This is a genomic window from Pantoea phosphatilytica (assembly GCF_051025615.1).
Lineage (GTDB): Bacteria > Pseudomonadota > Gammaproteobacteria > Enterobacterales > Enterobacteriaceae > Pantoea.
The window spans coordinates 2,121,859-2,135,562 of the sequence record NZ_JBPFDF010000001.1 but is presented as its reverse complement, the minus strand read 5'-3'; the positions used below and the strand labels follow the sequence as shown (position 1 = coordinate 2,135,562).

Sequence of the window (13,704 nt, the reverse complement as noted above, 5' to 3'; positions counted from 1 at the left end):
TATTTCAGACGTATGTTTATTAACAGGCCATACCAGTCATGACAAGAGGTTTAAACAGGGGCAGCGGCGGCGTCTCCTGCCTGCCATCAGAAGTTCCAGTCCTCATCTTCCGTTTCAACGGCTTTGCCCATCACATAGGAGGAGCCTGAACCGGAGAAGAAGTCGTGATTCTCATCAGCGTTGGGCGACAGCGCCGACAGAATCGCCGGATTGACCGCCGTCAGCGCCGCCGGGAACAGCGCCTCATAGCCCAGATTCATCAGCGCCTTGTTGGCGTTGTAGTGCAGGAAGGTTTTCACCTCCTCTGCCCAGCCAACTTCCCCATAGAGCGCCTCGGTGTAGGCCACCTCATTCTCATAGAGCGCCAGCAGCAGATCATAAGCAAACTGCTGTAATTCCTCGCGACGGCGATCGTCGGTGTCGGCCAGCGCCCGCTGATATTTGTAGCCGATGTAATAGCCGTGTACCGCCTCGTCGCGGATGATCAGGCGAATCAAATCTGCGGTGTTGGTCAGTCTGCCCCGGCTTGACCAGTACATCGGCAGCCAGAAGCCGGAATAGAACAGGAAAGACTCCAGGAAGACGCTGGCGATCTTCTTCTTCAGCGGATCGTCGGCCCGGTAATGCTGCAGAATGATGCGCGCCTTATTCTGCAGCGGCGCATTCTCTTCGCTCCACTGGTAGGCGGCATCCACCTGCTGAGTGTTACACAGGGTGGAGAAGATCGAACTGTAGGAGCGGGCGTGCACGGCTTCCATGAAGCTGATGTTAGAGAGCACGGCCTCCTCATGCGGGGTGATCGCATCGTCTATCAGCCCCGGCGCGCCGACCACGTTCTGGATAGTGTCGAGCAGCGTCAGCCCGGTAAACACCCGGATGGTCAGCTGCTGCTGCTGTTTATCCAGCGCCTGCCAGCCGGGCAGATCGCCGGAGAGCGGCACTTTCTCCGGCAGCCAGAAGTTGCTGGTCAGACGGTTCCACACCTCAAGATCTTTCTCATCCTGCAGGCGGTTCCAGTTAATGGCCTGAATCTGTTTACGTTTCATCATATTTATCACAGGGAGCAGGAGACGCAGCCCTGAACCTCCGTACCCTGAAGCGCCATCTGACGCAGGCGAATGTAATAGAGCGTTTTGATCCCTTTTTTCCACGCGTAGATCTGCGCTTTGTTGATGTCACGGGTCGTGACGTCATCGCGGAAAAACAGGGTCAGCGATAATCCCTGATCGACGTGCTGCGTGGCTTCCGCGTAGGTATCAATAATCGCTTCCGGCCCAATCTGGTAGGCATCCTGATAGAGATGGCGATTCTCGTTGGTCATAAAGGGCGCGGGATAGTAGACGCGGCCGGTCCTGCCCTCTTTGCGGATCTCGATCGGGGAGACAATCGGATGGATGCTGGAGGTGGCATGGTTGATGTAGGAGATCGATCCGGTGGGCGGGATCGCCTGCAGGTTCTGATTAAACAGCCCGTGCTGCATCACCGCCTCGCGCAGCCTCTGCCAGTCCGCCTGAGTGGGCAGCGTTATGCCTGCGTCGGCAAACAGCTTTGCTATGCGTGGGGTGCGTGGCAGCCATTCGCGCTGCAGATATTTATCGAAGTAGACGCCGCTGGCGTAGTCCGACGCCGCAAAGCCGTCGAAGGTCTGCTGATGCTCCTGCGCCAGCTGATTCGACGTCGAGAGCGCATAGTAGGTGATGCAGCAGAAGTAGAGATTGGTGAAATCCAGCGCTTCCGGTGAACCGTAGGCGATCCCTTCACGCGCCAGATAGCCATGCAGGTTCATCTGCCCCAGGCCGATGGCGTGCGACCGGCGATTGCCCTCGGCAACCGAGGGCACTGAGCCGATCTCGCTCATCATCGACACCGCCGTCAGCGCCCGCACCGCCACATCCACGGTGCGGGCCAGATCGCCGGAATCCATTGCGTGCGCGATATTCAGAGAGCCGAGATTGCAGGAGATATCTTTGCCGACCCGGCGATAGCTGAGATCCTCGTGGTACTCGCTGGCGCTGTTTACCTGCAGGATCTCGGAGCAGAGGTTACTCATATTGATACGACCGGCAATCGGGTTACTGCGGTTTACGCTGTCCTCAAACATGATATAGGGATAGCCCGACTCGAACTGAATCTCGGCCAGCGTCTGAAAAAGGTCGCGTGGCTGAATCCACGTTTTGCGGATGCGGTCGTCGGCTAGCATCTCATCATACTTTTCGCTGATGCTGATATCGCCAAAGGCCCTGCCGGTGACCCGCTCCACATCATAGGGCGAGAAGAGCGCCATCGGTTGATTCTCTTTCGCCAGCCGGAAGGTGATGTCGGGGATCACCACGCCCAGCGACAGCGTCTTGATGCGGATCTTCTCGTCAGCGTTTTCGCGTTTGGTGTCCAGGAAGCGGAGGATATCGGGATGATGCGCGTTGAGCCAGACCGCCCCGGCCCCCTGACGGGCGCCCAGCTGATTGGCATAGGAGAACGCATCCTCCAGCATTTTCATCACCGGAATCACCCCCGACGACTGATTTTCGATGCGCTTGATCGGCGCACCGGACTCGCGCAGGTTCGACAGTAAAAAGGCGACGCCGCCGCCCCGTTTCGAGAGTTGAAGTGCCGAGTTCACGGCGCGGCCAATCGACTCCATGTTATCTTCGATGCGCAGCAGGAAGCAGGAGACCAGCTCACCGCGCTGCTGTTTGCCGCAGTTGAGGAAGGTCGGTGTGGCCGGCTGGAAACGGCCGCTGAGGATCTCGATCAGGATGGCACGGGCCAGCGCGGCATCGCCCCGGGCCAGCGTCAGCGCCACCATGCAGGCGCGCTGCTCAAAGGTTTCCAGATAGCGTTTGCCGTCAAAGGTTTTCAGGGTGTAGCTGGTGTAAAACTTCCAGGCCCCGAGAAACGTTTTAAATTCGAATTTCCAGTTCTCCGCGAACGTATGCAGATCGATCAGGAAGTCAGGATCGTACTGATTAAGCACCGCCGCCTCGTAGTAGTTCTCCTGCACCAGATAGCGTAACCGTTCGGCGCAGCTGGCGAACGGCACGGTATTGGGCTGCACATGCTGCAGATAAAACTGACGCACCGCGTCGCGATCCCTGTCGAACTGGATGCGACCCTCCGCGTCGTAGAGATTGAGCATGGCATTAAGGGCGTGATAGTCGGGCGTCACGGCGTTGAAAATCTCTGTTGTTGCCAAAATTGGGTTACTCCCGCTTTTACTTTCGCAATGTCGTCCGGGGTGCCCATCAGCTCAAAGCGATAGAGGCAGGGCACCTGACATTTGGTTGCAATGATGCTGCCGGCCAGGCCGTAACCGGCTCCGAAGTTCCGGTTGCCCGCCGCGATGACGCCACGGATACCGCGGCGGTTTGCTTCATCATTCAGAAACTGAATCACCTGACCGGGCACCGCACCGCGCCGGGTGCCACCGCCATAGCTGGGCACCACCAGGATATAGGGTTGGTCGATATGCAGCTGTTGCCCGGCATCGATCGGGATGCGGCGGGCGGGCAGGCCCAGGCGTGTAATAAACCGGTGGGTGTTTTCCGACTGGCTGGAAAAATAGACCAGCGGGAACATCTGCTTATTCCCCGACAGCACAAAGTGAACGCAGGGTCGCGATTTTGTCCGGGCGGAAGCCGCTCCAGTGGTCGCTGCCGGCCATTACCACCGGCACCTGACGGTAACCCAGGGCTTTCAGGCTGTCGGCCGCCTCCGGCTGGCTGTCGAGGTTAACGAGCTGATAGGTCAGGCCCTGACGATCCAGAGCATTTTTCGTTGCCGTACACTGGACACAGTGATCTTTGGTGTAAATAATAATGCGCATGATTCGTATTTACCTCTATGGGCGGATTCACTGTCGGGTCAGAAAGCTCAGGTACAAATCGCGAGCTTTATTCCGGCAGGAACCAGAGCGTGTAGTGATGAGATAAATACTAGATGTAGCGGTTATGGCGGTCAAGCCTACCATATATGGGGTTTCTCGGTTTTTCTTTCCGCAGGCGACGCAAAGCCAGCAGGCATGCGCTTTATGGCCCGCAAAATTTTTTTCTGCCGCGCAGTCGCTGAAAAAAAGCAAAAAAAAGCCCCGCACGGGGCAGGGCTCGGGGGATTTAGTGAGTGCTTAGCGGCGTGAAGCCAGCAGGATACCAATGACGATACCGACGGTCGCGCCGATACCCACACCGTGCCATGGCTTGTCATGCACGTAGGTGTCAACCTGCGCACCAGCGTCACGCGCGGCCTGTGATACGCGGTTGCTGCCGCCGTTGAGTTTAGCGCGGGTCTGCTTCAGCAGCGCCTCTGCCTGACTGCGCGCGGAGTCCACTTCATCTTTTGCGTCACTGCCGTAGGATTTCAGCAGGGCTTCCAGTGAATCAGCCAGCTCGTTAACGTCCTGATTGATATCAATGTCATCGTTTTTTACAGTGCGATTAAACATTTTTTAGCTCCCTTTGAATTAAAAACGTAATACTAGTGTAGACGACCCTGAGATAAACGAGACGCGGGGGGGTTCTTTAGGGAAAAATCCGAATGCCCACTCTGTCATGCTGTTGTAAGGTTGCGAAGCTTTTGAAAGAGGAGAGGATCGAGCATGTATTTACGACCAGATGAGGTAGCGCGCGTACTGGAAAAAGCGGGTTTCGAAGTCGATGAGATTACCCCACGGGCCTATGGCTATCGCCGTGGAGAGAACTACGTTTATGTGAATCGCGAGGCGCGCATGGGGCGCATGGCCTTAGTGATCCACCCGACGCTGAAAGAGAAGAGCCAGCCATTTGCTGAACCCGCTTCAGAAATGAAGACCTGCGATCACTACACCCAATTCCCTCTCTACCTGGCGGGTGATTCACAGGAACACTATGGCATCCCGCACGGATTCAGTTCCCGCATGGCGCTGGAACGCTACATTCAGAGCGTTTTCGGTTAATGCATCAGGCCCCGCCGCGACGGGGCACTGAACCTTCTGTATTACCTCCCTGTTTCCCTGCCGTTGCAATTCCCGGCTGTGACGCGTATAAAATTGTCCACTATAGATGTTTAGACGTCCATACGGATAAAAGTGATGAGCGAACAGCCAACTTCCTCGCAGGAAAAATTTAAACGCACCATGAAAGTGCGCCATCTGGTGATGTTATCGCTGGGTGGTGTCATCGGCACCGGCCTGTTTTTTAACACCGGCTATATTATCTCCACGACCGGCGCAGCGGGCACGCTGCTCGCCTATCTGATCGGCGCGCTGGTGGTCTGGCTGGTGATGGTCTGTCTGGGTGAACTCTCGGTGGCGATGCCGGAAACCGGCGCTTTCCACGTCTACGCCGCACGCTATCTCAGCCCGGCCACAGGCTACACCGTAGCCTGGCTCTACTGGCTGACGTGGACCGTGGCGCTCGGCTCCAGCCTGACGGCGGCCGGTTTCTGTATGCAGTACTGGTTCCCGCAGATCCCGGTCTGGGCCTGGTGCCTGGTCTTCTGCTGCGCCATCTATCTGCTGAACGTCATCTCAACCCGCTTCTTTGCGGAAGGGGAGTTCTGGTTCTCGCTGATTAAAGTGGTGACGATTGTCGCGTTTATCCTGCTTGGCGGCGCGGCGATGTTCGGCTTTATCCCGATGAAAGATGGCACCCCCGCACCGGGCCTGAGCAATCTTACCGCGCACGGCTGGCTGCCCCACGGCGTCCTGCCGATTCTGATGACGATGGTGGCCGTGAACTTCGCCTTCTCCGGCACCGAACTGATCGGCATTGCGGCTGGAGAAACGCAGCAGCCGGAGAAAGTGCTGCCGCTGGCGATCCGCACCACTGTCGTCCGGCTGATTATCTTTTTCATCGGCACCGTGTTCGTGCTGGCGGCGCTGATCCCGATGGACCAGGCCGGCATCGTCAAAAGCCCGTTTGTGCTGGTGTTTGAAAAGATCGGCATCCCCTATGCGGCCGATATCATTAACTTTGTGATCCTGACCGCTATCCTCTCGGCAGCCAACTCCGGCCTCTACGCCTCCGGGCGGATGCTCTGGTCGCTGGCCAATGAAAATACGCTGCCGCGCGCCTTCGCCCGGGTAAACAGACGCGGCGTGCCGCTGCTGGCGATCACCGTCAGCATGGCGGGCGGCTTACTGGCGCTGATCTCCAGCGTGGTGGCACCGGATACCGTGTTTGTCGCGCTGTCAGCCATCTCTGGCTTTGCGGTGGTGGCGGTCTGGCTCAGCATCTGCGCCTCCCATTTTATGTTCCGTCGCCGTCATCTTCAGCAGGGCAAATCGCTGGCCGAGCTGACCTATCGTGCGCCGTTCTATCCGCTGGTGCCGGTGCTGGGCTTTCTGCTCTGCCTGCTGGCCTGTGTGGGACTGGCGTTCGATCCCACCCAGCGCATTGCGCTGTGGTGCGGCATCCCGTTTGTCCTGTTCTGCTACGCCGCTTACCATCTGACCCACAAAGCATCCACCCGGCCTGAGGAGGCTAACGATGTCGCATAACCCTGTCGCACAGGCTTTAACGGAGTCACCGCTGCTGATTCTCGATGGCGCCCTGGCCACCGAACTGGAAGCCCGCGGCTGTCATCTGGCCGATGCGCTCTGGTCAGCCAAAGTGCTGATGGAAAATCCTGAACTGATCTATCAGGTTCACTACGACTATTTTGTTGCCGGTGCACGCTGCGCCATCACCGCCAGCTATCAGGCGACCCCGCAGGGGTTTGCCGCGCGCGGTCTGGATGAGGCGCAGTCGCTGGCGCTGATTGCGCAGAGCGTGGAGCTGGCCCGTCGCGCCCGTCAGGACTATCTGGCGGTGCGGCCCGACGCGAAAACGCTGCTGGTGGCGGGCTCGGTCGGCCCCTATGGCGCATTCCTGGCGGATGGTTCGGAATATCGCGGCGACTATACGCTGCCGGAAGCGGAGATGATCGCGTTCCACCGTCCGCGCGTGCAGGCGCTGCTGGCAGCCGGTGCCGATCTGCTGGCTTGCGAAACCCTGCCCTCCTTTGCCGAAGCGCAGGCGCTGGTGAAGCTGCTGGCGGAGTTTCCTGAGGGCCGGGCCTGGTTCTCGTTCACGCTGCGCGATGCCGGACACATCAGCGACGGCACGCCACTGACCGAGGTGGTGAGCTGGCTGAATCAGCAGCCGCAGGTTGTGGCGCTGGGCATCAACTGCGTGGCGCTGGAGAGCGTCACGCCCGCGCTGCAGCAGCTGCAGAAACTCACCGACAAGCCGCTGGTGGTCTATCCTAACTCCGGCGAACAGTATGATGCGGGCAGCAAAACCTGGCACTCCGCGCCGTCGGGCTGCACGCTGCATGACAAGCTGGGTGAGTGGCAACAGGCGGGCGCCAGGCTGATCGGCGGCTGCTGCCGCACCTCACCCAACGACATCGCCTCTATCGCCCGCGCTTGTCAACCGCAATAAGCTGGCTGAATCGGGCGATGATAGCCCGATTGAGTTGAAAAGGGCGGTCTACACTCTGATCATTGATCACTCTGTGGACCCCTTCATGAAACAGCGAATTCTGGCTCTGGCCGCCGCGCTGCTGCTCAGCGGCTGTGCCACCATCGTCGGCAATGAAACCCAGCTGGTGCGCATCGACTCTCTGCCGCAGGGCGCGCGCTTTACGGTGCAGGATGAGCGTGGCTATGCGGTCGCGCAGGGTTTCACGCCGCAGACCGTAGAGCTGGCGAAATCAACCGGCCGCTACTTCGGTAAAAAACATTACCTGCTGATGCTGGAAAGTCCGGGCTATGTGCCGGTGACGGTGCCGATCGAAGCACGCGCCAACCTCTGGTATCTGCTGGGCAATATTCCGCTGGGCGGTTTCCCCGGCTGGCTGCTGGTCGACCCCTTCTACGGCGGCATGTATGACCTTAAGCCGGACCACCCGCGTCCCTATATGAACCCGGTTGGCGCGCGCGGCTGATTACTGTGCGGTAGGCTTCACCATTCCGCCTGGCGTTTTGTGGTGCTCCAGATACTGATGCTGGAAAATGCACATGCGGATGGTGTTGCGATACTCCCCGTTAATAAAGAACTCATGCTTCAGCACGCCTTCAATCCCGAAGCCGAGCTTGGTGTAGATGTGGATCGCTTTCTCATTCTCCTGATCGACAATCAGGTAGAGCTTATAGAGATTAAGCACCGAGAAGCCGTAATCCATCGCCAGCTTCGCTGCCTGCGTGGCCAGCCCTTTGCCCTGATGCGCCGGGTCGATAATGATCTGAAACTCGGCGCGACGATGCACATGGTTAATCTCGACCAGCTCCACTAATCCCGCCTTCTGCCCGCTGTGCTCCACCACAAAGCGCCGTTCGGTCTGATCGTGAATATGCTTGTTGTAGAGGTCGGACAGCTCCACAAAGGCCTCATAGGGCTCCTCAAACCAGTAACGCATCACGCTGGCGTTGTTATCGAGCTGGTGGACAAAGTGCAGATCTTCCCGCTCCAGCGGACGCAGTTTTACCGTCATGACCTTTTCCTCTTCTGAAAAAATTGCCGCGATTATATCCCATCAGCCCGCCGCTGCGTTTTGATCGACGCGCGCAGGCGGTGCCATTCCGGCATCAGATCGGAAAGGGCAGCGTGAAAAACAGCGAGAGGCAGGTGCAGGCAGGGGGAAAGGCGGAGCAGGGCGAGACAGACCGGACAGCCACGGGGGCCGTCCGGCCTGGCGTCAGGCTGAGATCTGCTCGATGATGCGGCCCTGCGCCATCCGCACGGCGCGATCGCACATGTGGTCGATCACATCGGGATCGTGGCTGACCAGCACCATCGTCAGGCCATCCTGCTGTTTCAGATCGTTGAGCAGGTTTAAGATCTCCGCCTGCACTGACATATCCAGCGCCGACGTCGGCTCATCGAGCAGCAGGATCTTCGGCTGCAGCAGCAGCGCGCGCACGATGGCGACACGCTGACGCTGACCGCCGGAGAGCTGATGCGGATAGCGGTCGGCCAGCGCGGGATCGAGGCCGACGTGGCGGAAGCCCTGGTCGATCCGGTCATTGATGTTGTCGCGTTTCAGCAGCTTCAGCGGCTCTGCCAGGGTGCGGCGCAGCCGGTGACGCGGATGCAGCGAGGCATAGGGGTCCTGAAACACCATCTGTACTTCCTGCCGCAGCGCACCGGTGAAGGCTTTGCCTGGCGTAACCGGATGACCGGCCAGCTGCATCTGGCCCTGCCAGTGCGGATTGAGGCCCGCCAGCACCCAGAGCAGCGAAGACTTGCCGCAGCCCGACGGCCCGACCAGGCCGAAACACTCGCCCGCGTTAACCTCCAGGTTAACCTCATGCACCACGGTGCGCAGATCGTAGCCCTGCTTATGGGCAACGCTGAGATCGGTCAGCTTAATCATATTTTGCCTCCAGCGCCGCGCGATCCAGCACCGGCAGTGGCTGACCGTGGGTCGCTTTGCCCGGCCGGCAGGCCCAGAGTGTGCGGGTGTAGGGATGGGTGGCACGCGGCAGATCGGCGGCCGGCAGCGTATCCAGCAGACGCCCCTTGTACATCACTATCACGCGTTCACAATGTTCCGAAACCTGCTGCAGGTCGTGGCTGATCAGCAGCAGTCCCATGTTGCGCGCTTCCACCAGACCGCGGATCAGCGCCAGTACCTGGTCGCGCATCGCATGATCCAGCGCGGAGGTGGGTTCATCGGCGATCAGAAAGTCCGGATCGGTGATCAGGGCGATCGCCAGCATGACGCGCTGGCCCATTCCGCCTGAGAGCTGATGAGGATACTGCTGCATCAGGCGACGCGGATCGGGCAGGCCGACCGCATCCAGCATGTCGCACACTTTCTCTCTGCGTTCGTCGCGGCTCAGACGGCGATGCAGGATCAGCGGCTCTTCCACCTGCCAGCCAATGGTGCGCGTCGGGTTAAGCGCATACTTCGGGTCCTGCATCACCATCGCCACGCGATTACCGCGCAGCTGGCTCCAGCGGCGCTCGCTCAGCGTCAGCGCATTCTCACCGGCGACCTGAAGCTGGCTGGCCTGCAGATGCAGCGCGGGCGACAGCAGCCCCATCAGGCTGCGGGCGGTGAGTGACTTGCCGGAACCGGACTCGCCGACCAGCGCGACGCGCTCGCGACCCACGGAAAAACTGATGTGATCGACCAGCAGCGCATCATCACTGCGGATGGTCAGCCCCTCAGCATAGAGAAGATTATTTTGCATGACGGGTATCCAGTCGGTCGCGCAGGCCGTCGCCTGTCAGGTTAAAGGCCAGGCTGGCAAACAGGATTGCCGCGCCCGGAGCGGCGGCCACCCACCATTGGTCGAAGATTACTTTACTGCCTTCGGCCACCATCGAGCCCCATTCGGCGGTGGGCGGCTGAACGCCCATCCCCAGGAAACCGAGCCCGGCCGCGGCCAGGATAATCCCGCCCAGGCTGAGCGCCGCCCGCACCACGGCCGTCGGCAGGCAGAGCGGCAGAATATGACCGAACATCAGGCGGAAGCCGGTGATGCCCTGCATCCGGGCGGCAGCCAGATAATCGCTGCGGCGCAGCGCCAGAGTTTCAGCGCGCGCCTGGCGGGCAAAGGGTGGCCAGCTGGTCAGCGCCAGCGCCAGTGCGCCGTTCATCAGGCCGGGGCCAAGGATCGCCACCAGCGCCAGCGCGATCACCAGGTTCGGCAGCGACAGGAAGATATCCGTGATGCGCATCAGCAGGCGTTCGGTCCAGCCGCCGACGTAACCGGCGGTGATGCCGATCAGCAGGCCAGCCGGAATGGTCAGCAGCAGAATCAGCGACACCAGCAGCAGCGTCGGCCGCGTGCCATAAATTACGCGCGACAGCAGATCGCGGCCAAAGCCGTCGGTGCCAAACCAGTGCTGCGCCGAGGGCGCCAGCAGGCGGCTCGACATGGTCTGCACATTCGGATCGAAGGGCGCAATCAGCGGGGCCAGCAGCGCCATCAGGATAAGAATTGCGACCAGCGTCAGCCCTACGGTTAACGAGGTCACGCGTTGACGGCGGCGACGTGGTCGCACCGTTTCGAGTTCAGAGAGTTGTTGCGTCATCGGGTTCTCGGATCGGTTAACCAGGTTAAGACATCCGCCAGGGTGTTAATCAGGATAAAGCAGGTGCCGATTAACAGGGTTGAGCCCAGAATCGCCGGCACATCGCCGGAGAACAGCGCGTTGGTCATGTAGCGGCCGACACCCGGCCAGGCGAAGACGGTTTCGGTCAGCACGGAGCCTTCCAGCAGGGTGGCGTAGGAGAGGGCGATCACCGTCACCAGCGTACCCAGTACGTTGGGGAAGATATGGCGCAGCAGGATGCGCACCCGACCCGCGCCTTTGGCACGCGCCAGCACCACATACTCTTTGCTGCTCTCTTCCAGCAGCGCCGCACGCAGCAGACGGGTAATGCCCGCCATCGCCAGCAGGCCCAGGATCACCACCGGCAGCCAGAGATGGGCTATCGCATTGCGGAACATCTCCGGTTCGCCCGACAGCCAGCTGTCGATCAGCACAAAGCCGGTCTTCGGCTCCAGGGTGTAGACCCAGATATCATCCAGCCGTCCCGGCCCGGCGGACCAGTGCAGCACGGCATAAAAGAGCAGCAGGCCCAGCAGACCGAGCCAGAACACCGGCACCGAGTAGCCCAGCAGCGAGATAAAGCGGGCGAGGTTATCGATCCAGCTGCCCGGTTTCCAGGCGGCCAGCAGCGCCAGCGTGACGCCAAAGACTACGGCGAAGATCATCGCGCAGGTCGCCAGCTCGATGGTGGCGGGGAAGGTGGTCATCAGATCGCCGCTTACCGACTGGTTGGTGAGGCGGGAGACGCCCAGATCGCCGTGGGCTAAATGTTCGATGTAGCGCCAGAACTGCATCAGCACCGGCTGATCGAGACCGAGGTCGTGACGCACCTGGGCATAGGTCGCTTCACTGGCGTGATCGCCGGCAATCTGCTGCACCGGATCGATTGGCGAGAGATGCGACAGCATAAAGGTAAAGGCGAGCAGGCCGAGCAGCGTGACCAGCAGCGACAGCACGCTACCGATCAGACGCCCGCCACGCTGCCAAAAAAGCCGGGCGAACCCGGCTGAAGGAACAGACTGTGCCATTACTTAGTGACCTGCGAGTAATACACCATGTCCGGGTTGATGCCCTGAACATAGCCTTTCAGGTTGTCGCGCAGCGCGATCAGGTTCTTCGCCTGCATCCCAATCACATACGGGGAGTTCTTCATCACCTCACGCTGCATCGCTTCATACAGGGCGATACGCTTCTTCGGATCGCTTTCGGCCGTGGCGGCAATAACCTGCTTGTTCAGTTCCGGGATATGCCAGTCTGAACGGTAAGCGATGGTTTTACTGCCATCTTCCGGGTTGTAAGCAAAGGAGGCAGCGTTGGTATTCGGATCGAAGTAGTCGGAGCCCCAGGCGTTCAGCGTCGCTTCATATTTATGCGCTTTCACGTTGGTCGAGACTTCAGAACTCAGGCCCGGCACCACTTCCACCTTCACACCGCCTTTAGCAAAGCTGCCCTGCAGCGCCTGCGCGATATCCAGATAAGGCGGCTGGTTGCTGGTAGAGAGTTTAAAGCTGACGTTGTTCAGGCCCGCTTTCTTCAGGATCGCTTTGGCTTTCTCCGGGTCGTAGCTGTAAGGCGTGTCGTTGATTGCGCCCAGGAAACCTTTAGGCAAAAAGCTCTGATGCACGTCGAACTGGCCTTTCAGCAGCTCGTTAGCGATGCCCTTGTAATCCCACAGGTAGCGCGCCGCTTCCCAGAAGGCCGGGTTCTTCAGCGTATCGTTGCCGCCGATGTTGAACTGGATGTAGTAGAGCGACGCCATCGGAATGGCTTCGGTCTTCACGCCCGGTTTGCCGTTCAGCGCCGCGATCTGATCGGCACCCAGGTTACGGGCGATATCGGCATCACCCTGCTCCAGCAGCAGACGACGCGCCGCAGGCTCCGGGACGTTCTTGATCAGGATGTTCTTCATCTTTGGTGCGCCCGCCGGTGAAGAGGGGTTGGCGCTGAGCAGCACGGCCTGATGCAGGACGACCTTGCGGATCTGATACGGGCCGCTGCCCGCAGAGTGCGTGGCCAGCCAGGCGTTACCCAGGTCACCGCTCTTCTGGTTGGCCATAACGGTTTTTTCATCGACGATCGAGGAGACCGGGGCGGAGAGCAGGCTCAGCACATAGGTCGGGCTGACGTCGGCAGTCCAGCTGATCTGCACATGATTGTCGTCAACCTTCTTCAGGAAGCCATCGACGTTATCTTTGGTCCAGCCGAGCTGCGTCAGGATGAAAGAGGGGTCGAGGTTCAGCTTCACCACGCGGCCCAGCGAGAAGATCACATCTTCCGGGCGCAGCGGATTGCCGGTAGAGAATTTTGCATCTTTACGCAGTTCAAACGTCAGGCTGCGGTTGTCGCTGCCTGGCTGCCAGGAGGTGGCCAGCGTCGGCTTCAGATCCACCGGATTCTGCGGGTCGGACTGAACCAGACGCTGATAGATGTTCGTGAAAGCCTGTACGCTGGTGAGTTCAAACCCTTTGGCCGGGTCAAAGCTGTCGGCATCGTCCGTTGACTGGGCAATGACCAGCGTATCTTTGGGTGTTGCGGCCTGGGCTGTGAAAGCGGCAGCCAGCGTCAGCGCCAGCAGGGATGGAATTATAGTTTTCATGAAATTTCCTTGCCTCTAAAAAGTTACGCGAGTTTACGAAAGGGGAGATATGAAGAATAGTCGAATATGGGCTAATCATATGACTAA

15 protein-coding genes are annotated in these 13,704 nt (G+C 59.6%); 4 read left to right on the top strand and 11 right to left on the bottom strand.

Features of this window, described 5'->3' with window-relative positions:
* Positions 1-86: 86 nt before the first annotated feature.
* The 5 genes from nrdF to ACR6AS_RS10215 all read right to left on the bottom strand — a co-directional run bounded on the left by nrdF (position 87) and on the right by ACR6AS_RS10215 (position 4,438).
* On the bottom strand, positions 87-1,046 hold the full coding sequence (gene nrdF / locus ACR6AS_RS10235) for a class 1b ribonucleoside-diphosphate reductase subunit beta (RefSeq protein ID WP_111139948.1): 960 nt from the start codon (positions 1,044-1,046) through the stop codon (positions 87-89).
* An 8-nt stretch (positions 1,047-1,054) separates the two neighbouring features.
* A complete protein-coding gene (gene nrdE, locus ACR6AS_RS10230) occupies positions 1,055-3,193 on the bottom strand; it encodes a class 1b ribonucleoside-diphosphate reductase subunit alpha (protein WP_111139916.1) in 2,139 nt (712 codons plus the stop codon).
* On the bottom strand, positions 3,163-3,576 hold the full coding sequence (nrdI, locus tag ACR6AS_RS10225; protein WP_111139917.1) for a class Ib ribonucleoside-diphosphate reductase assembly flavoprotein NrdI: 414 nt from the start codon (positions 3,574-3,576) through the stop codon (positions 3,163-3,165). The genes nrdE and nrdI overlap by 31 nt, the downstream gene beginning before the upstream one ends.
* Positions 3,577-3,580: 4 nt before the next feature.
* Entirely contained in the window at positions 3,581-3,823 is a 243-nt protein-coding gene (gene nrdH / locus ACR6AS_RS10220) for a glutaredoxin-like protein NrdH (RefSeq protein ID WP_111139918.1), read from the bottom strand.
* Positions 3,824-4,120: 297 nt separating this feature from the next.
* The gene (locus ACR6AS_RS10215; RefSeq protein ID WP_111139919.1) at positions 4,121-4,438 is read right to left on the bottom strand and encodes a DUF883 family protein; all 318 of its coding nucleotides are present in this window, start codon (positions 4,436-4,438) and stop codon (positions 4,121-4,123) included.
* Between the two features lie 153 nt (positions 4,439-4,591).
* Between ACR6AS_RS10215 and ACR6AS_RS10210 the strand changes: the two genes are divergently transcribed.
* The 4 genes from ACR6AS_RS10210 to ACR6AS_RS10195 all read left to right on the top strand — a co-directional run bounded on the left by ACR6AS_RS10210 (position 4,592) and on the right by ACR6AS_RS10195 (position 7,902).
* The gene (locus ACR6AS_RS10210) at positions 4,592-4,927 is read left to right on the top strand and encodes a DUF2002 family protein (protein WP_003850360.1); all 336 of its coding nucleotides are present in this window, start codon (positions 4,592-4,594) and stop codon (positions 4,925-4,927) included.
* Positions 4,928-5,062: 135 nt separating this feature from the next.
* Complete coding sequence (mmuP, locus tag ACR6AS_RS10205; RefSeq protein WP_111139920.1) at positions 5,063-6,472, top strand: S-methylmethionine permease; 1,410 nt, start codon at positions 5,063-5,065, stop codon at positions 6,470-6,472.
* Positions 6,462-7,397, top strand: a complete 936-nt coding sequence (gene mmuM, locus ACR6AS_RS10200; RefSeq protein ID WP_367395734.1) for a homocysteine S-methyltransferase — start codon at positions 6,462-6,464, stop codon at positions 7,395-7,397. The genes mmuP and mmuM overlap by 11 nt, the downstream gene beginning before the upstream one ends.
* An 85-nt stretch (positions 7,398-7,482) precedes the next feature.
* Positions 7,483-7,902, top strand: a complete 420-nt coding sequence (locus tag ACR6AS_RS10195; RefSeq protein WP_128085597.1) for a hypothetical protein — start codon at positions 7,483-7,485, stop codon at positions 7,900-7,902.
* Here ACR6AS_RS10195 and speG read toward each other — a convergent pair whose 3' ends face one another.
* The 6 genes from speG to ACR6AS_RS10165 form a co-directional block, all read right to left on the bottom strand.
* Positions 7,903-8,448 (bottom strand): spermidine N1-acetyltransferase, encoded by a 546-nt coding sequence (gene speG, locus ACR6AS_RS10190; protein WP_111139923.1) that lies wholly within the window; start codon positions 8,446-8,448, stop codon positions 7,903-7,905.
* A gap of 204 nt (positions 8,449-8,652) precedes the next feature.
* Positions 8,653-9,330: an ABC transporter ATP-binding protein gene (locus ACR6AS_RS10185; RefSeq protein WP_293773061.1), complete on the bottom strand. Its 678-nt coding sequence runs from the start codon at positions 9,328-9,330 to the stop codon at positions 8,653-8,655.
* Positions 9,323-10,153, bottom strand: coding sequence for an ABC transporter ATP-binding protein (locus tag ACR6AS_RS10180; protein WP_434161928.1), 831 nt, complete (start codon positions 10,151-10,153; stop codon positions 9,323-9,325). The genes ACR6AS_RS10185 and ACR6AS_RS10180 overlap by 8 nt, the downstream gene beginning before the upstream one ends.
* Positions 10,143-11,000, bottom strand: a complete 858-nt coding sequence (locus tag ACR6AS_RS10175) for an ABC transporter permease (RefSeq protein ID WP_111139926.1) — start codon at positions 10,998-11,000, stop codon at positions 10,143-10,145. Before ACR6AS_RS10175 ends, ACR6AS_RS10180 begins: the two co-directional genes overlap by 11 nt.
* Entirely contained in the window at positions 10,997-12,049 is a 1,053-nt protein-coding gene (locus ACR6AS_RS10170) for an ABC transporter permease (protein WP_111139927.1), read from the bottom strand. The genes ACR6AS_RS10175 and ACR6AS_RS10170 overlap by 4 nt, the downstream gene beginning before the upstream one ends.
* Positions 12,049-13,617, bottom strand: a complete 1,569-nt coding sequence (locus ACR6AS_RS10165) for an ABC transporter substrate-binding protein (protein WP_111139928.1) — start codon at positions 13,615-13,617, stop codon at positions 12,049-12,051. Before ACR6AS_RS10165 ends, ACR6AS_RS10170 begins: the two co-directional genes overlap by 1 nt.
* Between the last annotated feature and the right edge of the window lie 87 nt (positions 13,618-13,704).

Coding starts and splice junctions, on each gene's coding strand:
- ACR6AS_RS10175 (WP_111139926.1), bottom strand. CDS start 11,000: ATGACGCAACAACTCTCTGAACTCGAAACGGTGCGACCACGTCGCCGC.
- ACR6AS_RS10210 (WP_003850360.1), top strand. CDS start 4,592: ATGTATTTACGACCAGATGAGGTAGCGCGCGTACTGGAAAAAGCGGGT.
- ACR6AS_RS10170 (WP_111139927.1), bottom strand. CDS start 12,049: ATGGCACAGTCTGTTCCTTCAGCCGGGTTCGCCCGGCTTTTTTGGCAG.
- ACR6AS_RS10195 (WP_128085597.1), top strand. CDS start 7,483: ATGAAACAGCGAATTCTGGCTCTGGCCGCCGCGCTGCTGCTCAGCGGC.
- mmuP (WP_111139920.1), top strand. CDS start 5,063: ATGAGCGAACAGCCAACTTCCTCGCAGGAAAAATTTAAACGCACCATG.
- speG (WP_111139923.1), bottom strand. CDS start 8,448: ATGACGGTAAAACTGCGTCCGCTGGAGCGGGAAGATCTGCACTTTGTC.
- nrdH (WP_111139918.1), bottom strand. CDS start 3,823: ATGCGCATTATTATTTACACCAAAGATCACTGTGTCCAGTGTACGGCA.
- nrdF (WP_111139948.1), bottom strand. CDS start 1,046: ATGAAACGTAAACAGATTCAGGCCATTAACTGGAACCGCCTGCAGGAT.
- ACR6AS_RS10165 (WP_111139928.1), bottom strand. CDS start 13,617: ATGAAAACTATAATTCCATCCCTGCTGGCGCTGACGCTGGCTGCCGCT.
- ACR6AS_RS10185 (WP_293773061.1), bottom strand. CDS start 9,330: ATGATTAAGCTGACCGATCTCAGCGTTGCCCATAAGCAGGGCTACGAT.
- ACR6AS_RS10180 (WP_434161928.1), bottom strand. CDS start 10,153: ATGCAAAATAATCTTCTCTATGCTGAGGGGCTGACCATCCGCAGTGAT.
- mmuM (WP_367395734.1), top strand. CDS start 6,462: ATGTCGCATAACCCTGTCGCACAGGCTTTAACGGAGTCACCGCTGCTG.
- nrdI (WP_111139917.1), bottom strand. CDS start 3,576: ATGTTCCCGCTGGTCTATTTTTCCAGCCAGTCGGAAAACACCCACCGG.
- ACR6AS_RS10215 (WP_111139919.1), bottom strand. CDS start 4,438: ATGTTTAATCGCACTGTAAAAAACGATGACATTGATATCAATCAGGAC.